Below are 16,468 nucleotides of genomic sequence, written 5' to 3' on the forward strand. Positions count from 1 at the left end.
GGATCTCCGGTCTACTGGGTCACGGTGTTTTCTGCTGTCTCGCCCTGTGGCGGCAGCAGATAAGCCCGAATGGATGGGCCTTCCAGATACTTCGCGGCCACACGCTGCACGTCTTCAGGTGTCACAGCCGCGATTGATTGAGGCCATTCCTGAACTTCTGCAACGCTTGAGCCAGTCGTCAGGGCTGTCCCGAAAATACGCGCCATGGTTCCCTGATCATCTTGAGCGTAGATGGTTGAAGCGAGCATGGAACGCTGACTGCGTGCCACTTCCTCTTCAGTCACGCCGTTGGTAATCAAGTCTGCAATCACTGCCCGGATCTCGCGTTCCAACAGCTCAAAATTGGCAGGATCCTTCGGGATGCCATAGATGCGAAACTCACCGGAATCCAAAGCGGTAGATCGATAGTAACTCCCCACCTCAGTGGCAAGCTGGTCTTCAACCGCAAGCTTCCTGTAAAGGCGGCTGTTGGTGCCTCCGCCCAAAATGTCAGCGAGCACATCAATTGCTGCCGCCTCAGCTTCGGTGTCGGAGTTGTAACTCGGTACTAGCCACGCCTCTTGAAGCGTTGGTTGAGCGACCTGAGGGTCTTCCATCGTAACGGTTCGGTTGCCCGGGAGGATCTGAACTGCAGGTCTGACACGTTCGCCGGGTTCGGCTCGGCGCGCTACTTTGCCGTAAGTACGTTCCGCAGCGCCCATCACTTCTTCTGGGCTAACATCGCCAGCCACGATCAATATGGCGTTGTTTGGCGTGTAATACCTGTCGTAGAACGCGATTGCGTCCTCAAGGTTGAGCTGCTTGATTTCGCTCTCCCAGCCGATAACCGGAACACCATAGGGGTGGTTGGGGTAGAGCATCTGGTCAAGAGTTTCTCCAAGGCGGGCGCTCGGGCGACGGTCGGTACGCTGCGCACGTTCTTGCAAGACCACATCTCTCTCAGGGGCAACTTGCTCGTCGGTCAGGACGAGATTTTCCATACGGTCCGCCTCATAGCGCATCATGGTCTCCAGATGCTCTTTGGCCACGCGCTGGAAATAGGCGGTGTAATCTTGGGAGGTAAAAGCGTTTTCGCGCCCACCGACCTCAGAGATCACGCGAGAGAACTCTCCCTCGGGCGCATTCTTGGTGCCTTTGAACATCAAGTGCTCAAGAAAATGAGCAATGCCAGACTCGCCCGGTGGCTCATCTGCCGCGCCGACCTTGTACCACACCATATGGGTCACGACGGGTGCGCGATGATCTGGAACAACGACAACCTTCATGCCGTTTTCCAATTCGCTTTCAAAGACATCGCCCCCAATGCGAATTTCGCTGAAATCCTTCGCATTCAGCAACTGAACGGGCTCTGCCGAGGCCGGCATGGCTAATCCGAGTGAAAGGATGAGGAGGGCAGCGGTTTTTATTGCTTTACGAGTGCCAACCACGAAAGGGTCTCCTTCATTGTTTCTGCAATTCACTGCATGCCTTCGATATAGACCGAAAACCCGTTTAGACACCGTGAAATTTTCGTAATCTTGTTACGCCTTCGGGAAACTGGCACATAAAAAAGGCGCGGAGCATGCTCCACGCCTCAATAAAACTTGATAAGCCGTAAGTGGTCAGTCGTAACGGCTCAGATCTATCGGTTTGCCAGACTCGATCGCGTCTTTCTCGCGGCGGGCGCGAATTTCTTCGCCTTGGTCGATTTCAGGCGCAACCACTTCGAAACCCTCAGCTGGAGTGCTGTAAGCAAGTGGCGGCTCGGTCAGGTACCGGCGCTGTGGCTTACACTCTTCTGGGTTTTCAATGCAGTAGTTTGTTGTCTCGGCAACCTTTTCGCCCTTGGCAGAGCGGTAGCGCTCGTGAAGGGCGCGCATTTCTTCCGGAGTGAGTTTTTCACCATCCAGAAGCTCTTCCTCTCGGCGTTCTGCCGCATAGTCGCGCTCTTTGCGCTGCCTTGGATCGCCATACTGCTCACGCAAGGCGAGGTGGCCTTGCATCTGCTCTGGCGTCAGTCGGCCGTCGTCACCGGTCTTGTAGAACTCACGCAGCTTAGCGATTTCCGCTGCGCGACGATCTTCAGGCCAGTTTTCTGCCTGTGCGGTCAGGTTGATCTGCTCAGGGGTCGGCAGGTTCTCCATGTTTGGTGGCATCACCAGAGAACCGCGCTCCTTATATTCAATTGGTGCTGAACTACCGCTCGTGCCGATGAGCGTCTTCTGAATGATGCCGCTCAAACCTGCATCTGGATCTTCCGTTCCATCGCTGAAGTTGTCGGCGCTCATGCAGCCGGCGAGTCCCAGCCCGATGGCGCACAGAACAGAGCTTCGAAGAATGAATTGTCTCGTTGTGTTCTGCACTTTTAAAAATCCCTGATTGCAGCAACGGTGCCCGACCGTTCAAGTGCCCCAAAACCCACAGCGCACTGAAATAGTTCACAAAGGCATGCACCAGACTCTTGCACGACGTCAAGCGCTCTTCCGATAAAACTGATTGCCCTGAATACCTCTGGTACCATGTATACCACATTTTGAGGCAGCATTAGGGCTATGACTTCTCGGATTTCTTCACGAAAAAGCTGTCATAGATGAGGCCAATGGCGCCGACTACAATGAAAACGTCCGCAATGTTGAAGACGTACCAAGAAAAAGTGCCCACGTGGAAATGCACGTAATCCACCACCATCCCGTAGTAGATGCGGTCAACGCCGTTGCCAAGCGCCCCGGCAAGAATGAGGCCAAGGCTCACCGCGAGCAGCTTATCCTTTGTTTTGGCACCCCAAATCCAAATGAATACGGAGGCCAGTACCGTGAAAATCGCAAGTGCCCAGCGGCCGAAGTCGCTGTCCTGCTGAAACAAACCATAGGAGACGCCCCGGTTCCAAACCAAGATGATGTCGAGAAACGGCAACAGGGAGATGGGCGGGTTTTCAGCCATCCGATAGATGTGGACGACCCATATCTTAACGGCCTGATCTAGGACCAGGCCGATAACTGCAAGTGTCGCGATCAAGGAACTAAAGCGTCCCCATAAGAATCGGTCTTTCAGAGCTCTATCCCTCAAGTGCTTTTGCGAGGATGAAAAAGTGCTGCGTTACGCAGCACCTTCCAACTCACGCATTGCCTGAGCGTCGCGCAATGTCAGCTCAGGATAATCTGCATCCGTGCCAACTTCCGGCAGGATCTTCCAGGAACGGGCGCATTTCTGTCCCACTGCAAGACCCGGAACCACGCCAACACCTGCAACGTCTTCCAAGGTGAAAGCGTCCGCTGGTGCGGCTTCAGTTGAAACGGTTAGCTGAGATGTAATGGAGATCTCAGCAAGATCCAGACCCTCCAAGGAAGAAAGCAGCTCTGCATCGGTGATGTGAACCACCGGATGTGCTTCCAAAGAGGAGCCAATGCGCTTTTCACGGCGTTCGATTTCAAGCGCACCCGTGATCACGCGGCGAACCTTGCGTACCTTGACCCATTTAGAGGCCAGCTCATCATTGCGCCATCCCGCCGGAACTGCAGGGAACTGCTGCAGGTGCACGGACTGTGCATCCTGACCGTAGCGATAGCCCCAGCACTCTTCAGTGGTGAATGGCAGAATTGGTGCCATCCAGGTCACAAGATGACGGAACAGCTGTTCGATGACATGGAGCGAGCCCTTGCGCTTTACCGAAGAGATCGGGTCACAGTAAAGCGTATCCTTGCGGACATCGAAATAGAACGCGGAAAGCTCAACAGTCATAAAGTTGAACAGCACGGAGAACACGCGTTTGAAATCAAAAGCGTGGTAGGCATCGCGAACCACGGTGTCCAACTCGGCCAGACGGTGCAGCATTAGCTGTTCCAGTTCCGGCATGTCCGTAACCGCAATTTCCTCGCCTTCAAAGTGAGCAAGTGAGCCCAGCATGAAGCGCAGGGTGTTGCGCAGCTTGCGGTAGGCGTCCACGTTGGTCTTGATGATCGCAGGGCCGATGCGTTGATCTTCAGCATAGTCAACAGAACCAACCCAAAGACGCAGGATATCTGCGCCGTACTGCTTGATCACATCCTGAGGGGCGACGGTGTTGCCCAGAGACTTGGACATCTTGCGGCCATGTTCATCCATGGTAAAACCATGGGTCAGAACCGCGTCGTAAGGCGCGTGGCCTCGAGTGCCGCAGCTTTCAAGCAGGGAAGAGTGGAACCAACCGCGGTGTTGGTCAGTGCCTTCGAGGTAAAGAACATAGTCTTCACCGCCCAAGCCCTTGCGGTTTGGGTTCAGGTCTTCGCGGCGCTCCATGCAGAAGGCATGGGTGGAACCGGAATCGAACCAAACATCGAGAATATCATCAACCTTCTCGAACTCTTCCGCGTTGTAATCGTTACCGAGGAAACGCTCTTTTGCGCCTTCTGCAAACCATGCATCGGCACCTTCTGCGCGGAAAGCCGCGCTGATGCGGGCGTTCACTGCTTCGTCTTTGAGAACGTCGCCGGTCGCCTTGTTGACGAAGATGGAGATGGGCACGCCCCATGCACGCTGACGAGACAATACCCAGTCCGGGCGCGTCTCGATCATGTTGTGAATGCGGTTTTGGCCACTTGCAGGCACAAAGCGGGTCTCGGAAATCGCCTTCAGGGCGCGGCCGCGCAATGTGTCCGTTTCACTTTCCAGCTTCTTGTCCATGTAGACAAACCACTGAGGTGTGTTGCGGAAGATCAGTGGAGCCTTGGAGCGCCAAGAATGCGGATAGGAGTGCTTTACCTTACCTCTTGCGATCAGAGCGCCAACTTCCGTCAGCTTTGCAATCACAGCCTTGTTGGTGGAGCCTTCACCGCCCTTGCGGTTCAGGATGTATTCGCCCTGGAACAGCGGCACATGCGGGTAATAAGAGCCATCTTCCTGAACGGTCAGCGGAACCTGCTCCGTACCAGCCTTGGCAAAGGCTTCACGGTTGTCGAGGAACATCTGAAAGTCATCCGCGCCGTGACCTGGTGCTGTGTGCACGAAGCCCGTACCGGCGTCGTCCGTAACATGGTCGCCCGCCAGAACTGGCACGAAAAAGTCGAAGTACCCATCGGTGCCGTCAACGCCGCGGAATGGATGGCCGCAATATTCGATCTTGGATGGGTCAACATCAGAAACACGCTCAAAAGCCGCAACGCGGGCGGACTTGAACACGTCCTCAGCCAACTTGTCAGCGATGATCAGTTCATCGCCGACTTTGGCCCAGTTGTCTTCCGCAGCCTCGGTGACCTTGTAAAGGCCATACTCAATCGCCTTGGAGAAGGAGATTGCGCGGTTTGCTGGGATCGTCCATGGCGTTGTGGTCCAGATTACCACGCTCTTGCCAACCAGCGCGTCATCCCCGGTCAGCACCGGGAAACGAACCCAGATGGTGTGAGATTCGTGGTCCTGGTACTCAACCTCAGCTTCTGCCAGTGCGGTCTTTTCTACGATGGACCACATGACCGGCTTGGAGCCACGATAAAGCTGACCGGACATGGCGAACTTCATCAGTTCTTCGGCGATCACCGCTTCACTGTCGAAGTTCATGGTCAGGTATGGATTGTCCCAGTCACCCTCAATGCCAAGGCGCTTGAACTCTTCGCGCTGCACGTCAATCCACTTGGCTGCGAAATCACGACATTCCTTCCGGAACTCGTTGATTGGGACAGCGTCTTTGTTCTTGCCCTTTTTGCGGTACTGCTCTTCGATCTTCCATTCGATTGGAAGGCCGTGACAGTCCCAGCCTGGCACGTAGTTGGAATCGTAGCCCTGCATCTGCATGGAGCGGGTAACGATGTCCTTTAGCACCTTGTTCAGGGAGTGGCCGATGTGGATGTTGCCGTTTGCATAAGGAGGGCCATCGTGAAGCAGAAATTTTGGCTTGCCAGCGGATTGCTGACGCATCACGCGGTAAAGGTCCTGATCTTCCCAGCGCTTCAGAATATTGGGCTCATTCTTTGGCAGCCCGGCACGCATTGGGAAATCGGTTTTAGGTAGATTGAGCGTCTCGGAATAGTCTCGGCTCACGGTCTCGGTCATCTTTAGGATCCGCAGTTCAGGGCTTTAAGCCCTCTAACAATTGGGCAGTAATGCGCAGTGCTCGCGCATCAACTCATAGAGAAGGGCTGTCGCATGGAAAGTGCGTTGAGCCCATTGTGTCCCGGTCCTTCTGGGCGCGTCAGTAAGCGCAGCCACGGAAGGCCGGGCCGATAATTCGAAATGCGGCTCCAACATCAATGGGCAGACAGGAACTCATGTGATTTACCAGTTCACGCAACATGATCAGAGCATTTAGCAGTGATTTTGGCCAGAATAAAGGGCTGACTTCCCCAAGCCAAAGATTTCCTCCATCGCAGATCTCAAAGGCTTGCCAAGGAAACATCAACTACAAGATCGATAATCCGAGCTACTGCTTACCCGCTTCCCGCTTCCCGCTTTGCGGTCACCCGCTCTCGGTGCGCAATGTAAATGCCTCCGCCAGCGATCAGCGCGACACCGCACCAAACAATTGGTTCTGGGACATCCCCAAAGACAATGAAGCCAATCAGGGTCGCGCTTACAATCTCAACATAGTTGAGCGGGGCAAGCACGGAGGCGGGGGCCCGTTCAAAGGCCATCACAATGAGCCCATGGGATACCAGTGAAATTGCGCCGACAAGCAGGAACAGCGGTACAAGTTCCAAGGCAGGCGTGGTCCACGCTGCCGGTTCAAAGCCGAACAGTGTTGAGACAAGGACCAGCGGGCCAAGGACAAAGGCACCTGTAAAACCTGTTGTGAACTGCGTGCCAAGCAGGCTGGCTGTGCCCGACAACTTGCGGGTCAACATCAGGTAGATGGCAAAAGAGGTTGCTGCGATCAGCGGTAAGAGGGAGTAAAGGCCAATGGCATTTGACCCCGGTCTTATGATGATCAGCGCACCAATCAGGCCGATGCCCACCGCTGACCAGCGGCGAACGCCAACCTGTTCTTTCAAGAACACGGCAGAGAGCATGGTCAGGATCATGGGCTGAACAAAAAAGATCGCGATGGCATCAGCAAGCGGCATGTATTTAACGGCGCTGAAAAAAAACAAGGAACCAATCGCAAGGAACAATCCGCGCAGCATTTGGCCGCGGTCAAACTCTTTCATCATGGAACCGAAGCTGCGGCCCATGATCAGAGCGATGGCCAGCGCAAACACCCCCTGCAACAAGAAGCGTATGAAGGACACCTGAACGGGGGAGACATAGTGTGCCAGATATTTGGCCGTGCCATCCATGGCAGGCAGGATCATCATGCCCCCAGTCATCAGCAGCATGCCTGTAAATGCAGACGCGGTCGGTGCCCCCTTTGCAGGAGCGGAACTTGAAAGTGTCATGGGGCAACCTGAAAGTGATACAGCACCCTTCTTAGACAGCACTGCATGAACTCAGCAATGCCTTAGCATGTGCCTAAGATCCACGGTGAAAGCAAGAGAAGAAGAAAAGCGCATAGCAGCTCTGTTGAAATATCAGGGCTGATGCCCCGAAAAGGAGCTGTGCGTTTGGGGGATCTGATCTGCTATGACTTATTAAGTGCTCTGCGAGCGGCGTTTGCAGCGGCGCGTTCACGGTGCGCCAGATAAATGCCGCTGGCGACAAGGATGGAGACGCCGAGCCACACCATGGCATCTGGGACTTCGTTGAAGAAAACGTAGCCGATCAGCGATGCAGAAATGATCTCGGCATAGTTGAGCGGCGCCAGCAACGAAGCTGGAGCCCGCTCGAAAGCCGTGATAATCAGGCCCTGACCAAACATGCCAACGAAAGCCAGCAAGCCGAGAAGCGTGAGTGGTAGCCAGAGTTCTTCAATGCCGGCGGCGCTGGAGAGTATCGGAGTTTCTGTTATCCCAAAAATCGAACCCAAGATCAAAAGGGGGATCACGATGACAGACCCGGTGACGCCAATGACAAACTGCGCGCCCATCAGGGATGCTTGCCCTGAGAGCTTGCGTGTCACCATCAGGTAGAGTGCAAAACACGTGGCCGCTCCAATTGGCAGCAGCGCATAGGCGCCAAAGATGCCAGAGCCGGGACGTACGATGACCATAATGCCCACAAATCCCATCAGAACAGCGATCCAGCGCCTTGGTCCAACGTCTTCCTTCAAAACCACCGCTGAAAGGATGGTCAGCACCATGGGTTGAATGAAGAAAATTGCAATCACGTCTGTGAGTGGCATCACCTTGAAAGCAACGATTATCTGCAAGGAGGCCAGCACAAGAAACACGCCCCGAAGGACTTGCGGCCAGGAAAATTCTTTGATCAGACCGCGCAGGTCAGACCCCTTGAAAGAGGCGATGGCCCATACGATCAACACCTGCATGGAAAATCGGCAGGCCGCAATGGTCAACGGCGAGAAAGTTTGTGCAAGATACTTCACCATGCCGTCTGAGACAGAAAGGACAAAGAGCCCAGCCAGCATGAGCAACACCCCCTCAAGGGACGGATTCAGATGGCCTGCCTGCTGATTGTGGGATTGGTTTGCGGCCATCGGGTTTCCTGAGAGGGCTAGGGGGTGTCTTGGAAATGAAGCGTTGTATCCAGATCAGAGAGGGTGCGCATGCTTTCAATCATGGCGCGTGCCTCAGCACTGTCCTTGTGCATTTGCGCAATGAGCGCATCTACTCCATCAAACTTCATTTCGGAGCGAATGAAACCAATGAAGTAGACGGTTAGCGTCTTGCCATAAAGGTCGCCGGAAAAGTCAAAGACATGCACCTCGCAAAGCGGGGCACCATCATCGAAGGTGGGACGGCGGCCAAACGAAGCGACACCCGGATGGATCTTTCCGTCGATTTTGACCTGAACCGCGTAAATGCCTTGTTTGAGCTCTGAGTTTTCCGCAAGAGGCAGGTTGGCGGTCGGATAGCCCAGTTCTCGTCCGCGCTTCGCACCGTGTTGAACTACAGCCTCAGCAAAGTAGCGATAGCCCAGCAGACCATTGGCAAGCGCCAGGTCACCTTCCGCTAGAGCCGCGCGCACGCGAGAAGAGGAAATTGCCTCGCCGCCTTCATCTTCCTGCGCACTTACAATGCGAACGGAAAAGCCATTGGCCTCGCCCGCAGAGCGCAAAAATTCCGGTGTTCCCTGACGGGCCTTGCCGAAGTGGAAGTCGTATCCGGTAATGCTTTCGCTGATGCCAAGCGCGTCGACCAGTATGTCGGATACAAACGCATCTGCGCTCATGCTGGCAAATTCTTTGGTGAAAGGCAGCTCGATCATGCCATCAAAGCCGAGCGATTTCAGAATCTCGGCCTTCGCGTGACTTGGCGTTAGCCGGAAAACAGGGGCGGATGGCTTGAAGAATGTCCGAGGATGCGGCTCAAAGGTCATCACCAGGGCGGGAACACCACGCCGCGCGGCTTCATCCAACGCCATTTGCAGCACGGACCGGTGGCCTCGGTGTACGCCATCAAAGTTTCCTATGGCGACTACGCCACCCTTCAGGCCCTGCGGAAAGGCGTTGAGGTCTGTAATGTGATGAAAGGGCTTCGACGTTGCGAGCGCATCATTCATGAAGAACGGGTCCCGGTTCTACAATGTTTGTTACTGGCGACACATGACGGATGGGCGTTCATCCGTCAAGCATCACCAAATGCCAAGATGCTCTCAAAAGAGCAAGTCCAGACCATCAAGAACCGGAATCGAGGCCCTAGTGGTCCTTATGCTTTTCCGGGGTGTGTTCCGCAAGCGGCACTTTTACAAGCGCTTCGCCCTCGAGCACCACAGTATCGCCAACTGTACAGGTACAATTGAGTCGCGCCCGGTGCCCCTTTTCGATGAGCTCAGCTACGGTCACGACCACGTGAATCTCATCTCCAATGTGGACAGGTGCCTTAAAATTTAGAGTTTGAGATAAATAAATAGCACCGGGCCCCGGAAGGCGTGTGCCAAGTATGGCTGAGATAAGGCTCGCGGTGTAAAGCCCATGCGCAATACGCGTTTTAAATGGGGTTTTGGCCGCAAAATGTTGAGATAGATGAATAGGATTACGATCACCTGAGACCTGAGCAAATCCGACAATGTCTTGTGAGCTAACGGTTTTTACCAGCTCCTCTGACATGCCGACATACAAATCCTCGAAGGACAAAGCGCGTAGATTTAGCATCGGGGAACCTCTGGGTTCGGTTGGGGAAATGTAATATGTTGCAGTGCAGCATGAGCACCTTACGCCGCCTGTTAATAAACTGCAATTGCTTTAAACCGTGGAATGGCTGCAATTGTAATATTAACCTAACCTTCAGAGGCGGGTGATAGTTGACAAGAGAGCAGGTCGGCGGATCTGTCCTTGAAATTACGTAGAACCTACGTAGAAGGACCAGAGCTGCACCGCCGACTAGCCGAGTGGTAGTGCGACGGGCAAGCAGGCCCAGCTGACAACATGGAGAGATACATGGCACTTGATCTTCAGATGCCAATTTTGGTTGTTGATGATTACAAGACCATGATTCGGATCATCCGTAACTTGCTGAAGCAGCTTGGCTTCAGCGATATCGATGATGCGGCGGATGGAGCTGAAGCATTTGAAAAGATGAAGCAGCGTCGGTATGGCCTGGTGATTTCTGACTGGAACATGGAGCCAGTAACCGGCTACGAGTTGCTCAAGCAGGTGCGTCAAGACGCAAATCTGAGCAAAACGCCATTCATCATGGTAACTGCCGAATCCAAGACTGAGAACGTTATCGCGGCCAAAAAGGCTGGCGTGAACAACTACATCGTTAAGCCGTTTAACGCTCAGACCTTGAAAGGCAAGATCGAGGCAGTGTTCGCCGAATAGGCGACCTCTCGTTTCACAAGTGGTTTAAATGAGAGGTCACGCGCCGGCGTAGTGGCGCGGTTGATGCGTGACCTGGCCGCGGTGACTTTAAGATGACACAGCTGTGCTGCAACCATCTTTGATCCCATGTGGGTGGGGAAGGATGGAAACAGAACAGGACACGTGCGTCCTGATGAGCGCTGCAATACCGGGAACCAGTGGCATGGCACTAAAAAAAGCCGATGTGCAAAGTGTAATCAATTTTCTGGAAGATACACGGATGCGCAATGCCGAGATCACGTTGAATGACGTGATCCATTTGGCGGAAATCATGGCATCCTCCATCAGAGAGGCCGTCCATACATCCAGACCGTCCATCACCAATGAATTTTCGGCGATCAGTACCGAAATCAAGCGGATGAAGGACGAAATCGGCCGCCTTCGTGTTTCCGACATGAAGCATAATCGCATTCCCGAAGCCGGCCGCGAATTGGACGCTATTGTCACTTCTACAGAAGAGGCAACCAACTCCATCATGGAGGCGGCGGAATCAATCATGGCCGCCGACCCGTCCGACCATGACGCCTATCAAGAGCTGGTGACCAAGCAGGTCATGGACATCTTTGAAGCTTGCGCATTTCAGGACATAACCGGTCAGCGCATTTCGAAGGTGGTGAGCACACTCAACTTCATTGAGCAGCGTGTGTCCAAGTTCATTGAGGAAATGCGTCTTGCCGCTGAACAGGAAGAGCACCTCATTGAAGAAACCGCGGAAGAGCGCCGCGCCCGAGAGCTCATTCTTCATGGACCTCAGCACGAGGGTGAGGGGGTTTCGCAGGATGACATTGACGCCCTGCTGAATGGGGATGCGTCAGGGGCGACAGAAAAATCTACTGATGGAACCAGTCAGGACGATATCGACAAGCTCTTTCCCTAAAAGTTCATCGATCATTTTGATAGACGAAAATCGGCGCCCTTTGGCGCCGTTGTTCGTTTCAGCTCACTGTGGAAGCCTCACCACACCAAGCGCGGTATGGCGGCCTTGGCTGTCAAGCCGCTGTCGCCAAGCAGCTTCATCACATCATCAGCCGAGTGCTCCTCACCCAGTTCCTCTGCATGGATACCGAGGCTCACAAACAGCACATCCAGATTTTGAGCATTGGCGCCCTTGATGTCCGTTGGCATGCCGTCGCCAATGGCCAGAATGCGATCCGGCGCGATCTGCTTGCCGGCCACTGCATTCAGCTTGCGCTTTGCAAGATCATAGATTGGGGCATAAGGCTTGCCCATGATGATCGAGGTGCCGCCCATTTGGCTGTAAAGCTGTGCCAGAGCGCCTGCGCACCACACCAGCTTGTCTCCCTGCTCGGCAACCACATCCGGGTTGGCGCACAAAAACGGCAGCTCGGACTTTAACAGCTCTTCAAACAGGGGGCGGTAGTGCTCAGGCTCTTCCACGCGCCGGTCGTAGAGACTCGTGCACAGGATCAGCTCAGCTTCGTCCTGTTCCGTGAAGGTTACGGGCAGATCGGTATAGTGGGCGAGGTTGTCGTCGCGGCCAATGTGAAACACTTTCTTCGGCGCGCTGTCGATCAGGTGCTGGCGGACCACATCGCCTGAACTGGTTATGTCGTCATAAACGCTGTCCGGAATACCCATTTCAGCCAGGTGCTCCGCAATGTGCGTGTCCGGGCGCGGGGCGTTGGTAATCAGCACCACTTTGCCGCCCTTTTCCTCCCGATATCGGGTCAGCGCTTCAACCACCCCGCGACGTGGCCGCTGTCCGTTGTGTAGAACGCCCCACACATCGCAAAGAACGCCGTCATACGCTTCACAGATCTCGGAGAAACCGTTAATCAAAGGGATTGGGGACATGTACACGCTCCTGAGCCAGACGTCATCTGGACTTGAACTTTTTTGAGATATCCCGAACCTTGCCCGAATGGTCAGCCCGGGAGTTTTGAGCAACAGCACACCTGCGGTAACCGAGACACAAGCTAATGTCCAGCCCGCAGCGAACCCAAGTGAAGCATCCGGAGTGAGAATGGCCGTTAGACAGCTCAGTGATACTGTGATCAATAAAATTGCTGCAGGGGAGGTGATCGAGCGCCCTGCCAGCGTGATCAAGGAGCTGGTTGAAAACGCGGTCGATGCGGGCGCAACCCGTATCGAGGTGGTTACCGCTGCGGGGGGCAAGAGCCTTATGCGGATCACCGATAACGGTTCCGGTATGACGCAGGAAGATCTCTCACTTGCCGTTCAGCGTCACTGCACCTCAAAGCTGCCGGAAGATGATCTCATGCTGATCAAGACCATGGGGTTCAGGGGAGAGGCGTTGCCCTCCATAGGCTCCGTGGCCAAACTTGAGATTTCCACCCGGCATCAAAGTGAGCCGCATGGCTGGAAGATTGAGGTGAACGGCGGCAAAAACAGCGAGGTGACGCCTGCAGCGCTGAATCAGGGAACGCGGGTTGAAGTGAAAGACCTGTTCTTTTCCGTTCCAGCTCGCTTGAAGTTCCTGAAGACTGACCGTGCTGAGGCCATGGCCATAACGGAGGTGGTCAAGCGAGTGGCGCTTGCCAATCCCGGCATTCGGTTCTCTTTGGCCGGGCCAGACCGCCGGGCCGTTGAATATCCAGCCTGTCAGGGTGAAAACGCGCACCTTGCGCGGATCGGACAGATTCTAGGCGCAGACTTTACCAAGAACGCGCTGGAAATTGACGCCGAACGCGAGGGTGTGCATCTCTACGGGTTTGCAGGCCTGCCCACCTTTCACCGCGCCAACGCGCAGCATCAGTTCTTCTTTGTGAATGGGCGTCCTGTGCGAGACAAGTTGTTGCTCGGGGCATTGCGAGCGGGCTATTCGGATGTGCTCGCACGTGACCGTCATCCCGTTGTTGTGCTCAATATTGACCTCGACCCTCACCATGTTGATGTGAACGTGCATCCAGCGAAGGCAGATGTGCGTTTTCGTGATGGTCAGCTGGTGCGTGGTCTTCTGGTGGGCGCATTACGCCACGCGTTTCTGGCCTCTGGACACCGTGCGTCTTCGGCCAATACCCAGTCAGCTGTTGATGCCATTCGTCCCATGGGCGGCGGTGCAGGTACCGCACCCATGCGCTCTCATTCCGGGGCCAGTACCTATCGCCCTCCACGGGAAAACTTTGCCCCTCGCGACTACACTTGGCAGCAGTCTGATTTCAGGCCTGCAGAGCCAGCGCCCGGCCCCGCAGCAGATGTGATGCCAGCTGAGGCAGCGGGCACACAATCTTCTTTCTTCTCGGCTGAGGAGGGCAGCGACGCTCATGTTGCGCCGGGTTTGCAGGAAGAGCAGGCCCGGTTTGATGCGGTCACCCAACCCTCCGCAGATGCTCGGGCTCATGACCACGAACTGCCAGTAGACCGCGAAGCCTTCCCGCTTGGAGCCCCTCGTGCCCAGCTGCATGAGACCTATATCATTTCGCAGACCAAAGACGGCTTGGTGATTGTGGATCAGCATGCTGCCCACGAGAGGCTCGTCTATGAACGCCTGAAAGCAGACCTGGCCAAAGATGCTGTGGCGCGCCAGCTGCTGCTCATTCCTGAGATTGTCGAGTTGCCTGAAGATGAGGTCTCACTTCTGGAAGAGCGAGCACCTGAACTGGAAGAGGTTGGCCTTGTGCTCGAGCGCTTTGGACCGGGTGCCATCGCCGTACGCGAAACGCCTGCCATGCTGAAGCGCCTTAACATCAAGGCGTTGGTCAAGGATTTGGCGGACGACTTTGCTGAATGGGAAGCCTCATCTCGCTTGCGGGAGAAGCTGGACCTGGTGGCTGCCACAATGGCCTGTCATGGGTCGGTGCGCGCGGGTCGTCGAATGCGTCCCGAAGAGATGGACGCTCTGCTCCGCGAGATGGAGGTCACGCCAAAATCTGGGCAATGCAACCATGGCCGTCCCACTTGGATTGAGTTGAAGCTTAGTGACATCGAGCGGCTGTTTGGTCGCTCGTAGTCAAGCGTCCAGATGCAGGGCGATGTGGACCCTCACTTCGTCTCCTGTGGTGATGCCTTCCACTTTTCGGACTTCGGCTTTGATGGGAAGTATGTAGCTTTCCTGCTTCTTGTCGGGAAAGATTGAGGTTTTCCAAGATGTTCCGCCAATGGTGACTGTCACAGGGACTGAGCCCCAGCCGCGTGCGTTATCCCCGGCCATGAACCTTATTTGATCGGCACGGTCCTTCGGCAGGGTGATGAAATGCCAAGTGGCTTTCTGCGTGCTGGCAATCCATAGAGGTGCCGTGAAATGGAACTTCTCATCGAGCATGTAAACGGGCTTCCATCAAAGCAGTGTAGTCTCGGTAGGTCTTACCTTTTTCATCTCGGAAGACCTCACCTGTTTCAGTAGAGTTCATGATGCGATCGGCGCGAAACACGCGAAAATCATCGCGTAGCTCACACCATGCGGTCACGGTCCAGACGCTTCCCCAGTATTCGAGCCCAAGTGGTCTGATCCGGCGTTGTGTCAAACCGCCCGCAGCATCAGAGTATGTGACCTCTATACACTCTTTGCGTTCGATGGCGTTGCGAAGAAGCAGCAGCGTTGCTTTCGTCTCCTCGGCGGTGAGGAAATAGACACTGCCGGCCTGCGGCAATTGTCGCTGGCCGGAGGAAGAGGGAAGGGCATCGGCAACCTTGATGGCAGCTTCCTGCGCAGCCTTGGCAATTTCGGCATCTGCAGCAGCGCGTGCCATATCAAGTCCAAGCTGTATTGCTTTCAGCTCTAAAGCCGTAAAATGGAGGGGTGGGAGTTCAATGGGCTGCTGGATGAGGTAGCCAACGCCTCTTGCCCCTTCAATTGGAATGCCGGAGGCTATGAGCGCCTGAATGTCTCGATAAACCGTACGGACAGAAACGCCGAGCTCACCGGCGATGAACTCGGCTGTTCGCAAGCGTTGACCGCGCAAAAGCTGAATGATTTCAAAAAGGCGATCAACTTTGCGCATTCTACATCTTCATGTGCGTGCTGAGGTGCTGCATTCGGGTGCTATCCATGTCGATGAAAGAGCAGAATTCCACTACATGTTCGCAGGCCATGAACTTCTTTCCAGCTTCCTTGGCCGCAGCCATGTCTCGCCACTCAACGACATCCAGCCAAGTGTTATCCGCGCTACACGATAGCGTGCGGTTCACAAAACCATCAAGGCCGCGAACGAACGCTTCTGTTTTGTGTGCTGCCGCCATAAAAGCCTCTCGGTTGGCCCCCTCTTTCAGTTTGAACTCAACAACTTCCAATGCCTGCTTTGTCATCTCTAATCCTCCTGCTGGGCTGGTGATGACAAAGACCTAGCATGGCCCAACTGACAGGTATTGTCAGTAGACTTGTTCCCGTGCGCTGATTTCTGTGCGCGGGAAAGGCAGTTGAACCGGAGATGCACAATAAGCGATGCCAGCAGCGGGGCGTGGGGGGGCGTGGATGCGGGAAGAACGCGATCAGGTTGTGAAAAACGCAGAGAGAAGTTCAGTCTCAATGGTTTACCAGCAGGAAATAGGCTCATCGTGAATGCCAGCGTGCACGGGTGTTGCTCCCTGCACTTTCACAGTAGCCCCCGAGTTGTGGCCGGCTCCCGCGAAAAACTAATCCCCCTTGCGGAAAGAGCGAGCAGACTTCTTCGCAGAGTTTAAACCTACCAGGAGCGGGCAAGCGGGAGAGGAAAGTCATGAAAAACAAAGGCTCGTGCCATCCAGATACAC

15 protein-coding genes are annotated in these 16,468 nt (G+C 54.9%); 3 read left to right on the plus strand and 12 right to left on the minus strand.

The annotated features are described in order from the left end of the window. Positions 1-11: 11 nt before the first annotated feature. The 8 genes from Q3Y58_RS05295 to Q3Y58_RS05330 form a co-directional block, all read right to left on the minus strand. Entirely contained in the window at positions 12-1,364 is a 1,353-nt protein-coding gene (locus Q3Y58_RS05295) for a M16 family metallopeptidase (RefSeq protein ID WP_319621344.1), read from the minus strand. A 237-nt stretch (positions 1,365-1,601) separates the two neighbouring features. After that, positions 1,602-2,267 (minus strand): hypothetical protein, encoded by a 666-nt coding sequence (locus Q3Y58_RS05300; protein WP_274219500.1) that lies wholly within the window; start codon positions 2,265-2,267, stop codon positions 1,602-1,604. A gap of 262 nt (positions 2,268-2,529) precedes the next feature. Continuing rightward, positions 2,530-2,994 (minus strand): signal peptidase II, encoded by a 465-nt coding sequence (lspA, locus tag Q3Y58_RS05305; RefSeq protein WP_319621346.1) that lies wholly within the window; start codon positions 2,992-2,994, stop codon positions 2,530-2,532. An 81-nt stretch (positions 2,995-3,075) separates the two neighbouring features. Next, complete coding sequence (gene ileS, locus Q3Y58_RS05310; protein WP_319621347.1) at positions 3,076-6,000, minus strand: isoleucine--tRNA ligase; 2,925 nt, start codon at positions 5,998-6,000, stop codon at positions 3,076-3,078. A 374-nt stretch (positions 6,001-6,374) separates the two neighbouring features. Next, positions 6,375-7,319, minus strand: coding sequence for a DMT family transporter (locus Q3Y58_RS05315; protein ID WP_319621348.1), 945 nt, complete (start codon positions 7,317-7,319; stop codon positions 6,375-6,377). A gap of 182 nt (positions 7,320-7,501) precedes the next feature. Beyond that, positions 7,502-8,473: a DMT family transporter gene (locus tag Q3Y58_RS05320; protein WP_319621350.1), complete on the minus strand. Its 972-nt coding sequence runs from the start codon at positions 8,471-8,473 to the stop codon at positions 7,502-7,504. Between the two features lie 17 nt (positions 8,474-8,490). Beyond that, positions 8,491-9,498 (minus strand): bifunctional riboflavin kinase/FAD synthetase, encoded by a 1,008-nt coding sequence (locus Q3Y58_RS05325; RefSeq protein WP_319621351.1) that lies wholly within the window; start codon positions 9,496-9,498, stop codon positions 8,491-8,493. Positions 9,499-9,634: 136 nt separating this feature from the next. After that, positions 9,635-10,090 (minus strand): MaoC family dehydratase, encoded by a 456-nt coding sequence (locus Q3Y58_RS05330; RefSeq protein ID WP_319621352.1) that lies wholly within the window; start codon positions 10,088-10,090, stop codon positions 9,635-9,637. A gap of 285 nt (positions 10,091-10,375) precedes the next feature. Here Q3Y58_RS05330 and Q3Y58_RS05335 point away from each other — a divergent pair, with 285 nt between their 5' ends. After that, positions 10,376-10,759: a response regulator gene (locus Q3Y58_RS05335; protein WP_028482492.1), complete on the plus strand. Its 384-nt coding sequence runs from the start codon at positions 10,376-10,378 to the stop codon at positions 10,757-10,759. Between the two features lie 142 nt (positions 10,760-10,901). Further along, entirely contained in the window at positions 10,902-11,675 is a 774-nt protein-coding gene (locus Q3Y58_RS05340) for a protein phosphatase CheZ (RefSeq protein ID WP_274219493.1), read from the plus strand. A gap of 77 nt (positions 11,676-11,752) precedes the next feature. Here Q3Y58_RS05340 and Q3Y58_RS05345 read toward each other — a convergent pair whose 3' ends face one another. Continuing rightward, positions 11,753-12,613 carry a TIGR01459 family HAD-type hydrolase gene (locus tag Q3Y58_RS05345; protein WP_319621353.1) on the minus strand — a complete coding sequence of 287 codons (861 nt, stop codon included), beginning with the start codon at positions 12,611-12,613 and terminating at the stop codon, positions 11,753-11,755. Positions 12,614-12,782: 169 nt separating this feature from the next. Here Q3Y58_RS05345 and mutL point away from each other — a divergent pair, with 169 nt between their 5' ends. Continuing rightward, entirely contained in the window at positions 12,783-14,729 is a 1,947-nt protein-coding gene (gene mutL, locus Q3Y58_RS05350) for a DNA mismatch repair endonuclease MutL (RefSeq protein ID WP_319621354.1), read from the plus strand. Here mutL and Q3Y58_RS05355 read toward each other — a convergent pair whose 3' ends face one another. From Q3Y58_RS05355 to Q3Y58_RS05365, 3 genes are read right to left on the minus strand one after another with little or no spacing between them, the layout of a single operon-like run. Next, positions 14,730-15,041 carry a DUF1905 domain-containing protein gene (locus Q3Y58_RS05355; protein ID WP_274219490.1) on the minus strand — a complete coding sequence of 104 codons (312 nt, stop codon included), beginning with the start codon at positions 15,039-15,041 and terminating at the stop codon, positions 14,730-14,732. Then, complete coding sequence (locus Q3Y58_RS05360; protein WP_319621355.1) at positions 15,031-15,720, minus strand: helix-turn-helix transcriptional regulator; 690 nt, start codon at positions 15,718-15,720, stop codon at positions 15,031-15,033. The genes Q3Y58_RS05355 and Q3Y58_RS05360 overlap by 11 nt, the downstream gene beginning before the upstream one ends. A 1-nt stretch (position 15,721) precedes the next feature. Beyond that, complete coding sequence (locus tag Q3Y58_RS05365) at positions 15,722-16,024, minus strand: antibiotic biosynthesis monooxygenase family protein (protein ID WP_319621356.1); 303 nt, start codon at positions 16,022-16,024, stop codon at positions 15,722-15,724. Positions 16,025-16,468: the final 444 nt, after the last annotated feature.

It is taken from the genome of Nesiotobacter zosterae, assembly GCF_033843645.1.
Lineage (GTDB): Bacteria > Pseudomonadota > Alphaproteobacteria > Rhizobiales > Stappiaceae > Pseudovibrio > Pseudovibrio zosterae.

Coding starts and splice junctions, on each gene's coding strand:
- Q3Y58_RS05295 (WP_319621344.1), bottom strand. CDS start 1,364: ATGCCGGCCTCGGCAGAGCCCGTTCAGTTGCTGAATGCGAAGGATTTC.
- Q3Y58_RS05300 (WP_274219500.1), bottom strand. CDS start 2,267: ATGAGCGCCGACAACTTCAGCGATGGAACGGAAGATCCAGATGCAGGT.
- ileS (WP_319621347.1), bottom strand. CDS start 6,000: ATGACCGAGACCGTGAGCCGAGACTATTCCGAGACGCTCAATCTACCT.
- Q3Y58_RS05315 (WP_319621348.1), bottom strand. CDS start 7,319: ATGACACTTTCAAGTTCCGCTCCTGCAAAGGGGGCACCGACCGCGTCT.
- Q3Y58_RS05320 (WP_319621350.1), bottom strand. CDS start 8,473: ATGGCCGCAAACCAATCCCACAATCAGCAGGCAGGCCATCTGAATCCG.
- Q3Y58_RS05325 (WP_319621351.1), bottom strand. CDS start 9,498: ATGAATGATGCGCTCGCAACGTCGAAGCCCTTTCATCACATTACAGAC.
- Q3Y58_RS05330 (WP_319621352.1), bottom strand. CDS start 10,090: ATGCTAAATCTACGCGCTTTGTCCTTCGAGGATTTGTATGTCGGCATG.
- Q3Y58_RS05335 (WP_028482492.1), top strand. CDS start 10,376: ATGGCACTTGATCTTCAGATGCCAATTTTGGTTGTTGATGATTACAAG.
- Q3Y58_RS05340 (WP_274219493.1), top strand. CDS start 10,902: ATGGAAACAGAACAGGACACGTGCGTCCTGATGAGCGCTGCAATACCG.
- Q3Y58_RS05345 (WP_319621353.1), bottom strand. CDS start 12,613: ATGTCCCCAATCCCTTTGATTAACGGTTTCTCCGAGATCTGTGAAGCG.
- mutL (WP_319621354.1), top strand. CDS start 12,783: ATGGCCGTTAGACAGCTCAGTGATACTGTGATCAATAAAATTGCTGCA.
- Q3Y58_RS05355 (WP_274219490.1), bottom strand. CDS start 15,041: ATGCTCGATGAGAAGTTCCATTTCACGGCACCTCTATGGATTGCCAGC.
- Q3Y58_RS05360 (WP_319621355.1), bottom strand. CDS start 15,720: ATGCGCAAAGTTGATCGCCTTTTTGAAATCATTCAGCTTTTGCGCGGT.
- Q3Y58_RS05365 (WP_319621356.1), bottom strand. CDS start 16,024: ATGACAAAGCAGGCATTGGAAGTTGTTGAGTTCAAACTGAAAGAGGGG.